Here is a 14,082-nt window from a genome sequence, read left to right on the forward strand (position 1 = left end):
CGCGATCTCCACCCGCGACAACGGATCCAACGGATGCGAAACACCCACCAAAACCTCAGTATCAGCATTCAAAGTCACAACTAACTCCTTTGTTTTATGTTTTTGATGTGTAGATGGTTTGGACGTTCTTAGCCCGCGAGCAGCCATTCGGAGGCAGCGTTGCGGTACCGGGTGATGCCTTTGTACTCGGCCATGTCTTCCGGCAGTTCGGCGAGGATGTTGCCGAACTTCTCGCGCCAGGTGGGGACCTGGGCGATGTCCCGCAGCGGCAAGAGGTAGCTGCGGATCAGGAACAGCAGGGTTCCCGTGTGGGGGAGCCGGACCAGGTGCTGGACCTCGACGCGGAGGTGCAGCTTGTCCGGCATGTCCGGATCGGTGGCGATGGTGCCGCGGTCCGGACCCCATTCCTGGTACGTCTCCGTAGAGGTATCCAGGCGACGGCCCACGGTCATGGTCCAGTTGGTGCGCCGGAATTGCTCACCGGGCTGGAGACGCATGAGGAATTGCTCGGCACGCTGGATGATGTTCTCTTCCTTGACCCTCGGCACAGGGCCGTGGATCTCCAGGAAGCTCATTCCGACGTCGAACCCGAAGGACCAGTCAGCGGCGAAGCTGACCACGCCGGCGTCCAGCCACATGGTGCCGTCACGGATATCCAGGAGCACAATGTCGTCCTGGATCTGCGTTCCGAGGAAGCGCAGAGGCCCACCGGGCAGCGAATCATCGTCGCCGATGGTGAATTCGATGTCCAGGTTCTGCAGGCTGTTGTGCCAGCGGCAGTGGTTTCCTTCGCGGTGGAAGGACATGATCTCCGGGTTTTCCTCGGCCATGGACGGAAGCAGGGTTGCCACCGTGTCCCACGCGGCCGGTTTCATGTGCGGGAGGACCTGGGACCGGGAAGGGTCGCGGGTCAGGATCCGCTCACGGTCGGCGAGCTCTTCGAGGTAGAACTCGTCGATGTCGATGAGTCCCTTGCCCCACGAGCCTGCGTCCGTGTCGATGTTCTTGTTGGCCGGTTCCACGTTGGCGCTGTAGCGGTACATCTCGTCCCGGAAGGGGAACGGGAAACGCCGGATGCGGTCCGGGAGTGAAGGGGTGTCAGTTGGTGTGTCGATGGTGATGCTCAAAGGTCCAACTCCAATTCGGGGTCTTCGCTGCGTGAAACACAGCACATCATTGTGGTGTTCTGGGCCTTTTCCTGATCAGTGAGGTACATATCCCGGTGTTGCGGGGTTCCTTTGAGGACAGGCAGGACACACTCGCCGCAGATACCCTTGCGGCACATGTTGGGGATGGTCTTTCCGGCTTTTTCCAAGGTCTCCAGGAGGGAGACGCCGGCCGGAACGTCAAGCTTGAGGCCGCTCCGGGCCAGGTTCACCGTGAACGGCTCGCCGTCGTCCAGTTCAGCTGCACCGAAGGCCTCCGAGTGGAGCCGTGCTTCAGCCCATCCGGCTTGGCGGGCCTGGTCCAGCACGGAGTCCATGAATGCGTTGGGGCCGCACACGTAAAGGTGGGTTCCCACGCCCTGCTTGGTGAGCTGATCGGTGAGGACTTCCTGGAAACTGTCGCGGTTGCTGCATTCAGTGAGGGCTGAACCGAGGAGTTCCCGGGCTTCGTCCACGTGCGCTCCGGATCCGGGGCGGTAAACGTAGATGAGGGACGAGGTGGTGCCGCGGTCGGCGGCGGCCCGTGCGTGCGAGAGGACCGGGGTGATTCCGATTCCCGCTGCGACGAGAAGGTGGTGGGTGGCGGTTGACGCCGGGGCGAAAGCGCTGCGGGGCCGCGAGACGAAGACGCGGTCGCCAACGGAGAGACGGTGCATTGCCTGGGATCCGCCGGCGCCGTCTTCGACGCGGAGCACTGAAATGGCGTACTCGGAAGGCGCGTTGCCGGAGCCGGTCAGGGAGTAGGCGTTGACGCCTTCCCCGTACTGGACCACGAGGTGGCTGCCCGGAACATAGGACGGCAGGTTCCGGAACGACGGATCCGCGAGTGTGATGCTCACGATCGAATCGGTCTGGGGACTGATGTTGGTCACTTCCAGCTGAAGGCCGCCGTCAACCGCCGGGTGGGGGCTGATGGGGAGTGCCGTGACAGTCATGATGCCTCCTCGACACGGGCTGCGTATCCGAGGTACGCGCCCATTCGGCGGGAAAAGTGGTCGGTGGTTACCAGGTCGACGCTGCAGCCCTGGCAGGGAACCTCCGAACCGGCGGGCTCGGTGGTTGCGGTAGTGGTGTGGCAATGCGGGCAGTAGATTGCCCGAGGTGCGGATTCAGAGCTGAGGAGGGTCATTTCCTCCTGCTGAAGTCCGCACTCGGCGGCGACGGCCGCTGCTGCGCGGATGTCCGCCGTCGAGCCTGAAAGCAGGAGGCGGACGCCGACGCTGGAGCTTCCCAGTGCGGACCGCAGCTCGGAGAGGGCCTCCGGGGTTGCGGCTTCGAAGTGCAGGTTTAGCTTGGGCTGGCTGTCGTTTTGCTTATCCGCGGTGTCATCTGCTGCGCCGAACGACGCGCAGATGACACCGCGAAAACCAGGTTCCAAGCCGTTGCCCGCTGTGTGTGGCATGGACACGGAACTCATGGTTGGTCCTTACGGTGCGAAGGAGCGGTCGCCGGCGAAGAAGCCGAGGCCGTAGGTGGGGGTGTCGAACTTGACGGTGGTGCCCTTCGGGAAGAACAGGACGTCGCGTTCCTTTGCGTGGGTCACTTCGCCGGTCGAGACGTCGGTGAGGATGAATTCACCCTGGATGACTACCTTCATCTCGTCGTAGGTGTAGGTGTACTCGAACGGTTCGGACGCCTTGAGCTCGAAGAAGCCGGCGCTCATGACCGTGCCTTCGGGGTTGTGGAGGGCGTCACCGATGAAGGCTTCGCTTCCGGGAAGGTCCATGGACGGGATGTTGAGGTATCCGTCCTCCACCTTGTGGATTGCTCCGGCCTTGCTGAGTGTTCCAAGCAGTGTTTCCATGGGTCTCTCCTTTGAGTGGACAGTGGTGGGAAGTGGTCAGAAAACATTCACTTCGGTGCCTTTACGGCTAAGAGGTGAAATTGGGCTGAATGCCCTGAATGGGGGAAGAGTTGACCCGAATCCCCTGATAGATCAAAGCCCAGGAAGACATTTGGTCTACGTAGAATGTGTGATGCGGGTCACTCTCCGGCCCCACAAACAAACCTACTCGGCCTAATACTTCTAGTCCAGACTTTTTTAGAAAATTTCATGATGAGTTTGTAGATTGACGTTCTGGCCGGTGTTTGACTTGCCTCCTGGAGCTGCAAAAGCAACAGAAAAGCGGGTTGGTGGGCAGCAACAGCTGTCCACCAACCCGCCTTCCGACGGTGATTCAGGAGCGGCTACGGGCGCGTGGCGTCCTCAAGGTTCGCCCCGGGGCGTGCATCAGGTACGACGGCGGCACCTGGCTCTGGTTTGTGGCGCGCCGCCTGGCGCTGCGAGTAGAACCAGATGGGAACGTAGAGAGCCAGCACAATGAAGCCCACCCAGGTGGGGGCCCAGCCGATTTCGAGGCTGTTCAAGTAGACGACGCCAATCAGGCATAAGGGAAGGTTGAACAGGCCGAACACCATGGCTACGTTCTTCCAGCCCCTGGGGGCCTTGAAGGGCCGGTCCAAGCCGGCGAAGGCAGGGTGCTTCTTTGCCCGGACGTACGCGAACAGGCTGATGCCATTGGCGCAGGTGTAGCCGATGGCCGACGCGGCAACAATCGCGGCGGGATTGCCCATGAAGATGAGTACGAGGTTGAAGGCGCCGATCACGAGCATGGCAACAAAAGGCGTGCCGTTGCGGTTGGTCTTGCCCAGGGAGCGTGGGAGGTTGCCCTCAATGGCCATGGAGTGCATGGCTCGCGAGGATCCCAGGTAGGCGGTCTGGATAATCAAAACCATGGCTGCGATCAGCATGAAGATAGTGACCATGGAACCCACTTCGCCGAAGACGGCGTGGGCCACGGGAATCAACGGGGACACGGGTTGGTCCAGTACTCCGTCCACCCCGAGCACGCCGATCACGGCGGCCTGCACAAGGATAAACGAGAAGAAGCAGATCACGCCGCAGGCAAAGAGTGCCTTGGAGACATCCTTGACGGGGTTCTTGTACTCCGGCCCGTAGATGGCGGCTGTTTCCCAGGCGCAAGCACTCCACTGGGCAATGGCGAAGATGCCGAGGAGGATCAGGATATGGTGCATGTCCCAGGCCCAGTCGGCCGGCACCAGGTTCCCGGTGATGTTGCCCATGTCGACGTGGCCCGTGGCGAAGGGCGCCACGGTCAGGACCACCAGGGGGATCAGCGAGAAGGCGGCCAGGACGTACCCCAGTTTGGCGCCGTCCTTGAGTCCGAACCAGTTGACCACAAAGAGGCCTCCGAAGATCACCAGTCCGGTCATGAGGGTCATTTGGTTCTCGGTAAACAGCTCGCCCAGCGCCGGGAACAGTCCGTGCAGGTAGCTGCCCACCAGAATGGAGAAGATGGCCAGCACGGGGGTCCAGGCGAACCAGTAGGCCCACGCGCTGAAGCCGCCAATCAGCTTGCTCTTGTCGTACTTCCCTTGGTAGTTCTCGGTGCGGAAGACGTGCTGGGCAAAGCCGGGAAGGCCCGAGGCTTTGGGGAACGTGGTGGCCATTTCCGCGTAGGCCGCGTTCTGGAAGAAGCCCTGGATCACGGACAACCCCCAGATCAGGATCGCACCGGCGGCCAGGTACATCGGCAGGTAGCCCAGCGAGGGCAGGATCAGAAGGGGAACTCCCAGCGCGATGGCCAGCCCCTGTTTCCAATCGATGGACCGCTCCAGGCCGTCACTGCCCTCTAATCGCTTTTCACTCATAACAATCTCCCTTGACTGAACTAAGTCGTGCTTCATGGATCTGCCGTTCACGTCCCTTGGTGGGGTCCATCGCCTTGTGAGGTGCGGCCATGGCCACGATCCTTCCGGCAAGTCATAGCTAAAACATTCAGATGCGCATCAAAAAAATGCCTGCGCCGAGCATCGGAAGCCGGCTGCTGCGTGCGGGTGTTGGGTCACCCGCTTCGTGTCCCGGGGCGGGGTTTGGCCTGGACGCCAAGCTTCCTGTGAAGTAAATCACTCCAGAGACTACAGCTTAAAAACCTCAGTTCAACAGCTTTTATTTTTGGGACTTTTGTGCATCTGGGATTGTCGCCACCGTGCTGCGGCGTCTGCATCCGGGCATGCCAATCAGCCCCCGGCTCCCGGTAGTCCAAGGAGGCAGGGGCTGTTCCCGGCAGTTGTCAGGTGCTGTAGATCAGGGCAAGGCCCAAGTGCGGAACATCCAGGTCTACCCGGTGCTTTTCCACCGGCCCGTCCTTGATCCGGTCGCCCACGAGGTACGCTCCGGAATTGCCCAGGATGACGCGGTTGCTGGCATTGATGAGGGCCGCATCGCCGTGGATGCTGCGGAGGTCCGGCATGATGATGGGCTCAAGGTCCTTGATGCGGATGTCGCACCCCACCACGCCGGCAAACTGGCCGTGGATGGACCAAGGTGCCGTGAACGTCATGATGTATTCCTCGAAACCGAGGTAGTCGATATACGGACCCCAGAGGGTTTGTTCCCCCGTGGCCGCCGCCGTGGAGAAGAAGGGCAACTTCTCGTAGTCGTAATAGCGGTTGCTGCCCGGCGTCAGATCCGCATCGAGCTTCTCGACTGAGCCCGAGGCGCCCCGGGTCCACCACTCAAGGAGATGGTCACCGTGCTCCACGGAGTCGGCAGCGAAGAACGTTCCCGCGCCAACGGCGAAGGAGTTCTTTGTCAGGAAATCCTTCGAAAGTGTCTCAAGGCCCTTCAGTGCCGGGCGGTCCACCTTTGGCCGGTCGCCCAGGTTTCCTTCCACCAGTGCGCCGACGTGGCTGGCGAGTTCCCCGATGCTGGACGAAACACTGCTGGTCCACGAGGTGAGGGCATTGGCGGCGTGTACTACTTCGTCGACTAGCTTCATTTATGCATCCTGGGTTGATTGGGCATATCCGAGGGTGAGCTTTGTATCGATCAAGTGGAAGATGTTCCGCCTGATGTGTTCCAGCACCAACGCCTGGGCCTTCTCGGGCTGGTCCTGGGCAACCGCCCTGACGAGCTCCAAGTGTTCAGCGGTGGCTGTTTCCGGGTCAAATGCTACGGCCAGGGGCGTCCACAGCTGCTGGACCGTCTCCTGCTGCAGCCGGATCTCGGCGTTGGCAAGTCGTGGTGACTGGGCTGCCACCGCAAGTTCCACGTGGAACCGGCTGTCGGCAGACGCGCGGACTTCGGGGGAGTGGGCCAGGACCAGCGCCCGCGCCAGCTCCTGCAAGCGTTCGAAGTCATGGGTTTCGGCGCGTTCGCAGGCCAATCGGATGGTTGCTGCGGCAATGGCTGCATGCTCGTCACCGATATCGCGGATTTCCGAGATCGAAGTGGAGAGGAACCAGGCGCGCATGGCCTCGGATTGGGTCTCGGGCTGCCTGACTACGAAAGACCCGCCGCTGCGTCCCCTGCGGGTTTCAACGATTCCGCGTTCGCGCAGTTCGTTCAGCGCTTCGCGGAGTGTGGCTCCACCCACCCCGAACATCTCGGACAGTGCGGCTTCAGCGGGCAAGCGTTCGCCCACTTTGAGCAAGCCAAGGGAGATGGCGGTGGAGATTCTGTCGACAATCGCATCGGCACGCTCGATCTCCGGCAAAGACCGGTAGATCTGCGATTGGAAGGAAGAAGGCGATGCCAAGGGTCTGCGCTCCGGGGATCGGGTACGAGTTGGCTCCAATACTACAGAGGAGGGTTACTTGAAAGTTTTGATTCAGCCAAGACTTTTTTGAGGAACGGATCCACGCCTCCCGGTACAAGGCAGTTGGCTACCCCACCAATCCTTAAGTGTAGGAAGAACCGTCAGAAAACAGTGTTACCCCACCCCTTTTGAGGCGGAAACATAGTTGTCAACCGAAAAGCACTCCGATGGCCGAGACAGGCCGAGGACCGAATCGAAGGGACAGAATCGTGAATCCGACAGCAAGCGCAACGACGACTGCTACGTATACAACCGCCTCCGACATTGTCCGCAATGTGTCCCTCGTCAGGGACGAAATGCAGGGCGTAGTCGCCAAGATCGACGAACAGCAGATGGCTCGCCTGGCAAGCCACCTCGCCCACCCGGGCCGGATCTTCGTTGCAGGAGCAGGCCGCAGTGGCCTGGTCCTCCGCATGGCCGGCATGCGCCTGATGCACCTGGGCCTCACGGTCCACATTGCGGGCGACACCACCACCCCGGCCATCGCTTCCGGCGACCTGCTGCTGGTGGCGTCCGGATCAGGCACCACCTCCGGTGTGGTCAAGTCCGCCGAAACCGCCGCCAAGGCAGGAGCGCGCATCGCCGCGTTCACCACCAACCCGGACTCCCCGCTCGCCGGCCTGGCCGACGCGCTGGTGATCATCCCGGCCGCCCAGAAGACCGACCACGGCTCCTCGGTGACCCGCCAGTACTCAGGTTCGCTGTTCGAGCAGGCCCTGTTCGTGGCCACGGAAGCCATCTTCCAGTCGCTCTGGGACAACGACGCACAGCCGGCTGAAGAGCTGTGGCTGCGTCACGCAAACCTCGAGTAAGAACACCCAAGATTTTCCCATCCATCGCAATACATCAATCACAAAGGAAACAACATCATGAAGCTCCAAGTTGCCATCGACCTCCTGACCACCGAAGCTGCCCTGGAACTGGCCGGCCAGGTTGCCGAATACGTTGACATCATCGAACTCGGTACCCCGCTGATCAAGGCCGAGGGCCTGCCGGTCATCACCGCCGTCAAGAACGCCCACCCGGACAAGATCGTCTTCGCCGACCTCAAGACCATGGATGCCGGCGAGCTTGAAGCCGACATCGCCTTCAAGGCCGGCGCGGACCTGGTGACCGTCCTGGGTGCTGCTGACGACTCCACCATCGCCGGTGCCGTCAAGGCTGCAAAGGCCCACAACAAGGGCGTGGTTGTTGACCTCATCGGCATCGAGGACAAGGTTACCCGTGCCAAGGAAGTCCGCGCCCTGGGTGCAAAGTTCGTTGAAATGCACGCTGGCCTGGACGAGCAGGCCAAGCCTGGCTTCGACCTGAACGGCCTGCTGCGCGCCGGTGCTGAAGCCCGCGTCCCGTTCTCCGTTGCCGGTGGCGTCAAGGTTGCCACCATCCCGGACGTCCAGAAGGCCGGCGCTGACGTAGCCGTTGCCGGTGGCGCAATCTACGGTGCAGAGGACCCGGCCCTGGCTGCCAAGGCTCTCCGCGCTGCTATCTCCTAACCATCAGATCGAGAGGTGGCGTCCCGCATTCTGCAGTCCGCGGGACGCCACCTTTTTCGATCCACACAGCAACCCCAAGGATGAGGGGTTGGCTTTGGGGGACCCTCATCCCTGAAAGGAATTGGTCACCATGATTTGTCTGGCCGATGAACAAGTAGAAGTCCTGGTTACGGACCCCTGGCGTCACGACGAGATGCTCGACGACGCCGAGGCTGTGCTCCGCCAGAAGCCCCAGAGATTCGCTGGAATCCTGGTAACGCGCCACCAGCCTGGCCGCTACACCCTCGCCCTGAGCGACTCCGTCCCCTTCGGGGAGACCCGCGAGCTCATCCTCGCGTGACCGTCGGTCCGACGGCGGGGACCGCCGTCGACAGTTAGAAGGCAACAATGTCTATTACGTTCGTTGATTCGCCGGTAAGCACAGATTCACCGGCCACGCCCAGCTCGCGGTCAAGGACTGCCGGTTTGCGGAATCCGTTGCGGGATCCGCGGGATCGTCGTTTGAGTCGTATTGCCGGGCCGTCGTCGTTGGTGTTCTTTGGGGTCACTGGTGATCTTGCCCGGAAGAAGTTGATGCCGGCGGTGTATGACCTTGCTAATCGTGGGTTGTTGCCGCCGAGTTTCGCGTTGGTGGGTTTTGGTCGCCGTGAGTGGGATAACGCTGATTTCGCTGCTGAGGTGAAAGAGAACGTGAAGGCCCACGCCCGGACGAAGTTCGATGAGGCGGTGTGGGAGCAGCTTGCCTCCGGTATCCGCTTTGTCCAGGGCGAGTTCGACGACGACGACGCTTTCGAGCGCCTCGGCGATGTGTTGGAGGAGCTGGATGAAACCCGCGGCACCCGCGGCAATCACGGCTTCTACCTGTCGATCCCGCCCAAGGCGTTTGAGCAGGTCTGCCGGCAGCTCTCCAAGCACGGCCTGGCGCAGGCCAAGCCGGGGCAGTGGCGGCGGGTGGTGATCGAGAAGCCGTTCGGTCATGACCTGGACTCCGCCCGGGCTTTGAATGACATTGTGGAGTCGGTGTTCCCGCCGGATGCGGTGTTCCGGATTGACCATTATCTGGGCAAGGAAACGGTGCAGAACATTCTGGCGTTGCGGTTCGCGAACCAGTTGTTCGAACCGTTGTGGAACGCGAACTACGTGGACCATGTGCAGATCACCATGGCCGAGGACATCGGCACCGGCGGCCGGGCCGGGTATTACGACGGTGTGGGTGCGGCCCGGGACGTGATCCAAAACCATTTGCTGCAGTTGCTGGCATTGACGGCGATGGAAGAGCCGATCTCGTTCAACGCCGATGATTTGCGGGCGGAGAAGGAAAAGGTCCTCGCCGCGGTCAAACTCCCCGAAGACCTGTCCACGCACTCGGCCCGGGGGCAGTTCACCGGCGGCTGGCAGGGCGGCGAGCAAGTCCAGGGGTATTTGGATGAGGACGGCATCCCCGCGGATTCGAAGACCGAGACGTACGCTGCGATCCGGGTGGACATCAACACGAGGCGTTGGGCCGGGGTGCCGTTCTACCTGCGCGCGGGTAAGCGCCTGGGCCGTCGGGTGACGGAGATCGCGGTGGTGTTCAAACGCGCCCCGAACCTGCTCTTCCGTGACCATGGGGAGGATGACTTCGGGCAGAACGCGGTGGTGATCCGGGTCCAGCCCGATGAGGGCGCCACGATCCGGTTCGGGTCCAAGGTCCCGGGCACGCAGATGGAAGTGAGGGACGTGACCATGGACTTCGGCTACGGTCACTCCTTCACCGAATCCTCCCCCGAAGCGTACGAGCGGTTGATCCTGGACGTGCTCCTGGGTGAGCCGCCCCTGTTCCCCCGGCACCAGGAAGTGGAACTGTCCTGGAAGATCCTGGACCCGTTCGAGGACTACTGGGCGTCCCTGGATGAACAACCGCAACCCTACGCACCGGGCAGCTGGGGACCGGCCGCCGCCGATGAACTCCTTGCCCGTGACGGACGAACCTGGAGAAGGCCATGATTGTCGATCTGCCGGACACCACCACCTCGAAAATTTCCAAGAAAATCACCTCCCTGCGCGAGCAAGGCGGCGTGATCGCCCTGGGCCGGGTCCTGACCCTGGTAGTCGTGACCAAATCAGGGCAGGAAGAAGAAGCGATCGAGGCCGCCAACGAAGCCAGCAGGGAACACCCCTGCCGGATCATCGTCCTGGCCGACGCCGGCGCCGAAGCCCCGGACCGGCTCGACGCGCAAATCCGCGTCGGCGGTGACGCCGGCGCGTCCGAAGTCATCGTGCTGCGCGGCTACGGCCAAATGGCCCACGAAAGCGAATCCCTCGTCGCCGGACTCCTCCTCCCCGACGCACCCATCGTGGCCTGGTGGCCCCACGGCGCCCCCGAAAGTGCCTGCGAAACCTCCATCGGAGCCATCGCCCACCGCCGCATCACCGACTCCGCCAACGAACCCGACCCCGCCCAAGCCCTCGACACCATCCGCAACACCTACAAAGCCGGCGACACCGACCTCGCCTGGACCCGCCTCACCAACTGGCGCATCCAACTCGCCGCCGCGCTGGAACAGGCCGACGGCGCTGCTGTCACCGGCATCACGGTGGAGGGCGCCTCCGATTCGCCAAGCACCATGCTGTTGGCGACGTGGCTGGGACGATCGCTCCTGGCCCCGGTCACCATCGTGGCGGATCCACCCGGTACCGGTATCCGGGGAGTCCGGCTGAACACCACCGCAGGTGTCATCCGGCTCTCCCGGCCCGGTCACACCGTGGCCGAGCTGACCCAGCCAGGCCAACCAGCACAGCGGATCACCCTCGCCCGACGCGGCCTCAAGGACTGCCTCGCCGAAGAACTCCGCCGGCTGGTCCCGGACGACGTTTTCGGAGACACCGTCCGCGCCTTCGACCTGACTGGAATGAACCGGGAGTGCGTCCACCAACGGAACGTGGATGTTGATGCGCTGGTTTCCGCGCTCAGCAGCGTGGACGACGCCCTCGCGGCGCTCTAACCCAGCGGGCTGACCCAGCGCGGCCGGCCGACCAAGGGCGCAACCTCGGACACAAAGTTCCACCAACGCAAAGGCGCCATCACCTCCCAAAGGTGATGGCGCCGTCGTACTTAAGAAAGTCCTGGGTTAGAACAGGAGGGGAGCCAACCGCGCGGTCAGGTCGCGTGCCTCGTCTTCGTGTTCGCAGGTTGCGGTGAATCGCTCAGCCGGGCTGGTCAGGCACAGGGCAGCGCCGGCCGGCTCGTCAGCCAGCCGCACGGGGAAGGCCAGGCTGGCTGATCCTTCCTCAAGCTCGCTGATTTCCGTGGCCTCGTCCTTGGCCCTTATTTCTTCAAGTTGTTTTTCAAGGAGCGCGGCATCCGTGATGGTCTGGGGAGTGAGCCGCATCAGCGGTCCCTTGGGAAATGGTGCCGCGGAATCTCCCAGTTCGGCGAGCATGAGTTTTCCGGCTGCAGAGGTATGCGGATAACGAAGCATTTCAAAAACCGAATGCAAAGGATAATCCGGATCTTCGTCCGCAATTCTCAGGGATGAATTCCTGAACATTATGAGATGCACGGCAAAGCGATTCTTGCTGCGGAATTCCTGGATGGCGTTGCGGGCTGCCGTGGGGACCGTGGGCGGGGTGGCCGCCGTGATCAGGCCCGAGATCGCGTGCCCCAGCGCAAAGCCCCGCAGGTCCGAGGTCCGCGCCAGGTACTCGTCCGCAACCAGCGAGTTCAAGACCCGGTACGCCGTTGCCTGGGGCATCTGCAGCGAGTCAGTGATCTCCTTGGCCGTGGTGCCCGTGCCGAAACGGGCAACGGTTTCCAGCACTTTGAGCGAGTTCAGCGTTGAGCTCGGCTTGGTATGTGACGGTCTGTAATTCATGCTCATCGAGTTGGCCTGCCATTAAAGAGGTCCAGGTCCCGGGTCTCGTCGTAGATTCCGACGGAGGCCAGGCGATCAGGTAATCGGAAGTGCAGGAAGGTGGCGTAAAGGACGCTGGCCAGGAGGACGCCCGCATAGACGAATGCCTGGAGGTTTCCGGAGCCGATGGAAATTGCCGTCGCCGTCCAGATCACCGCCCCCAAGGCCAGTGACGTCACTGCGCCCAGCACCCAACTTGAGACGGTGCTTTCGCCGATCCTGCGGAGGAAAAAGGGAAGCGAGGCGCTGGCCAGCGTGTACGAACCCAGATATCCGTACGCGCCCAGGGTGAAAAGGATTGCCAGGCCCCTTTCGGGGCTGGCGCCCGAAGCGATCATCGCTACGGGCACGACGGCGACAATCGGCATGGTGACCATGATCGCCGTCGAGGGGGTTCGGAAAGCGGCGTGGGTCCGGCCGAAGATCCGAGGGGCGACGCCTTCCCTGCCCATGCAAAAAAGGATGCGGACGAAGGCGTTCATTGAAGCGATCGCGCAGGCAAAGAACGAGGCTGCGATGCCAAGGTCCAGCACGGCCGCGAAGATGGGTGATGTCTGGGAGAAAAGATCGGACAGGGGAGTTGTGCTTCCGGCAATGCTCAGCGGAGCGTCCTTGAGTGCAACATCCTGCGCTGACACGGAGATCAGGCACAGGACGCCCATCAGTATGGGGGTCCAGGTGATGGCGCGGGGGACGCTGACGAACGGTTTATGCGCTTCGCCGCCCAGTGTGGTGGGGCTTTCGAAGCCCACGAAGGCGCTGACTGCTACCACGATGCCGAGCGGGAGCGCGTCAAAATTTCCGCTCCACGCAAACGCGCTGCTGAAATCGGTGCCGGACTCGTTCAAGGCAAAGTACACGATCATCAGCACGGCCAGGACCCCGATGGAGATAGCTTCCATCAGCACCGTGAACCATGCCGAGATCCGGATTCCCCGGATCATCAGGTAGCACGCAGCTGCAGCGGCCACCAGGATGGCGAGCACCGGAAACAACGTGGAATCCGCTGCCGCCACGCCCAGGTTGCTGAAGAGCTTGGCTGTGTAGATGCCAACCACCAGCAATCCGGCCATGGCCACGAGCCCGTAACCGAACAGGGCGGACCAGCCGGCGGTGATGGCCGTGCGTTGTCCCAATCCCTTGGCGGTGTAGCTGTACAGGCCGCTGACTGCAGCCATGCGTTTTGCCATGGGGCGGAGGCAGAACGAGACCAGGACCATGACCGCCATGGCCGCGCCGAACGTCACCACCAGGTTGGGTCCGCCAGTTCCGAACACAAGCCCTGGGAAGACCAGGGCAGGGATCACCGACATGGCACCCGCGGGCGCTACGCCTGCTACCGCCTGCGCGAAGACAGGCAGGAAGGAAAGTTTTCGACGGCGCAAGCCCTCCACTGGTGATTGTCGCGTTATGAAGCGATCACTGCGGGCAGACATTGAGTACCAACTTTCCCTCGGACAGGCATGCCTACGGTGCTGATAAGGGGCGGGCGCCATCGAGCCGAGAAGCAAAACATTAGCATTCCGAACCCCTTCTCTTACAGATGTGAAGGCGATTCCGTATGTTTCCAACATGTTAACTGGGGTGGGAAAAAGTGCCTGCGAATTTCTCACCTAAATATTCAAAAAAGGCCTCGCATAAACCTTTTGAGTGGCGTAGCTTTTTCACACAGACGGAATGCGAGTGACTGGCATCACACCCCGTGAGGCTCCTTGAGGAGCTCTGCCGGCCCGCTGTACTTCGAACTTCAGTCAGACCTGCCCCAGGGCACAGGTCTGCCATCTACGGTCCGTTCCGTTTACAAGAGGGACCCACGTCCCTTCCCAGGAAACAAAGGAGTTAGTTGTGACTTTGAATGCTGATACTGAGGTTTTGGTGGGTGTTTCGCATCCGTTGGATCCGTTGTCGC

The 14,082-nt window shown here is 61.9% G+C and carries 15 protein-coding genes; 5 read left to right on the top strand and 10 right to left on the bottom strand.

What is annotated here, in order from left to right:
* Positions 1-128 precede the first annotated feature (128 nt).
* From ACIPV6_RS23365 to ACIPV6_RS23395, 7 genes are all read right to left on the bottom strand, one after another.
* Entirely contained in the window at positions 129-1,127 is a 999-nt protein-coding gene (locus ACIPV6_RS23365) for a heme-dependent oxidative N-demethylase family protein (protein ID WP_400273182.1), read from the bottom strand.
* Positions 1,124-2,101 carry a PDR/VanB family oxidoreductase gene (locus tag ACIPV6_RS23370; protein WP_400273183.1) on the bottom strand — a complete coding sequence of 326 codons (978 nt, stop codon included), beginning with the start codon at positions 2,099-2,101 and terminating at the stop codon, positions 1,124-1,126. Before ACIPV6_RS23370 ends, ACIPV6_RS23365 begins: the two co-directional genes overlap by 4 nt.
* Positions 2,098-2,583: a dimethylamine monooxygenase subunit DmmA family protein gene (locus ACIPV6_RS23375; RefSeq protein WP_400273184.1), complete on the bottom strand. Its 486-nt coding sequence runs from the start codon at positions 2,581-2,583 to the stop codon at positions 2,098-2,100. The genes ACIPV6_RS23370 and ACIPV6_RS23375 overlap by 4 nt, the downstream gene beginning before the upstream one ends.
* A 9-nt stretch (positions 2,584-2,592) precedes the next feature.
* Positions 2,593-2,970, bottom strand: a complete 378-nt coding sequence (locus ACIPV6_RS23380) for a cupin domain-containing protein (RefSeq protein WP_397326618.1) — start codon at positions 2,968-2,970, stop codon at positions 2,593-2,595.
* A gap of 383 nt (positions 2,971-3,353) precedes the next feature.
* Positions 3,354-4,838 carry an APC family permease gene (locus ACIPV6_RS23385; protein WP_400273185.1) on the bottom strand — a complete coding sequence of 495 codons (1,485 nt, stop codon included), beginning with the start codon at positions 4,836-4,838 and terminating at the stop codon, positions 3,354-3,356.
* Between the two features lie 422 nt (positions 4,839-5,260).
* Complete coding sequence (locus ACIPV6_RS23390; RefSeq protein WP_400273186.1) at positions 5,261-5,968, bottom strand: cache domain-containing protein; 708 nt, start codon at positions 5,966-5,968, stop codon at positions 5,261-5,263.
* Positions 5,969-6,727, bottom strand: coding sequence for a FadR/GntR family transcriptional regulator (locus ACIPV6_RS23395; RefSeq protein WP_400273187.1), 759 nt, complete (start codon positions 6,725-6,727; stop codon positions 5,969-5,971).
* 269 nt (positions 6,728-6,996) lie between these two features.
* On the opposite strand from ACIPV6_RS23395, the gene hxlB reads away from it, so the two are divergent.
* The 3 genes from hxlB (at position 6,997) to ACIPV6_RS23410 (ending at position 8,620) form a co-directional block, all read left to right on the top strand.
* Complete coding sequence (hxlB, locus tag ACIPV6_RS23400) at positions 6,997-7,599, top strand: 6-phospho-3-hexuloisomerase (RefSeq protein WP_397326624.1); 603 nt, start codon at positions 6,997-6,999, stop codon at positions 7,597-7,599.
* 57 nt (positions 7,600-7,656) lie between these two features.
* On the top strand, positions 7,657-8,280 hold the full coding sequence (gene hxlA / locus ACIPV6_RS23405; RefSeq protein ID WP_397326625.1) for a 3-hexulose-6-phosphate synthase: 624 nt from the start codon (positions 7,657-7,659) through the stop codon (positions 8,278-8,280).
* Positions 8,281-8,410: 130 nt separating this feature from the next.
* Positions 8,411-8,620 (top strand): hypothetical protein, encoded by a 210-nt coding sequence (locus tag ACIPV6_RS23410; protein WP_400273188.1) that lies wholly within the window; start codon positions 8,411-8,413, stop codon positions 8,618-8,620.
* A gap of 34 nt (positions 8,621-8,654) precedes the next feature.
* On the opposite strand, the gene ACIPV6_RS23415 is transcribed toward ACIPV6_RS23410, so the two are convergent.
* Positions 8,655-8,828, bottom strand: coding sequence for a hypothetical protein (locus ACIPV6_RS23415; RefSeq protein WP_400273193.1), 174 nt, complete (start codon positions 8,826-8,828; stop codon positions 8,655-8,657).
* On the opposite strand from ACIPV6_RS23415, the gene zwf reads away from it, so the two are divergent.
* Together zwf and ACIPV6_RS23425 are read left to right on the top strand one after the other, a co-directional pair.
* Positions 8,758-10,266 (top strand): glucose-6-phosphate dehydrogenase, encoded by a 1,509-nt coding sequence (gene zwf / locus ACIPV6_RS23420; protein ID WP_400273192.1) that lies wholly within the window; start codon positions 8,758-8,760, stop codon positions 10,264-10,266. The genes ACIPV6_RS23415 and zwf overlap by 71 nt on opposite strands.
* Entirely contained in the window at positions 10,263-11,264 is a 1,002-nt protein-coding gene (locus tag ACIPV6_RS23425) for a glucose-6-phosphate dehydrogenase assembly protein OpcA (RefSeq protein ID WP_400273189.1), read from the top strand. The genes zwf and ACIPV6_RS23425 overlap by 4 nt, the downstream gene beginning before the upstream one ends.
* 126 nt (positions 11,265-11,390) lie before the next feature.
* Here the strand turns inward: ACIPV6_RS23425 and ACIPV6_RS23430 are convergent, their stop codons facing one another.
* Together ACIPV6_RS23430 and ACIPV6_RS23435 are read right to left on the bottom strand one after the other, a co-directional pair.
* Positions 11,391-12,140, bottom strand: coding sequence for an IclR family transcriptional regulator (locus ACIPV6_RS23430; protein WP_400273190.1), 750 nt, complete (start codon positions 12,138-12,140; stop codon positions 11,391-11,393).
* The gene (locus tag ACIPV6_RS23435) at positions 12,137-13,567 is read right to left on the bottom strand and encodes an APC family permease (protein WP_400273191.1); all 1,431 of its coding nucleotides are present in this window, start codon (positions 13,565-13,567) and stop codon (positions 12,137-12,139) included. Before ACIPV6_RS23435 ends, ACIPV6_RS23430 begins: the two co-directional genes overlap by 4 nt.
* Between the last annotated feature and the right edge of the window lie 515 nt (positions 13,568-14,082).

Origin of the sequence: Paenarthrobacter sp. NPDC089988 (assembly GCF_044748465.1) — a bacterium.
GTDB lineage: Bacteria > Actinomycetota > Actinomycetes > Actinomycetales > Micrococcaceae > Arthrobacter.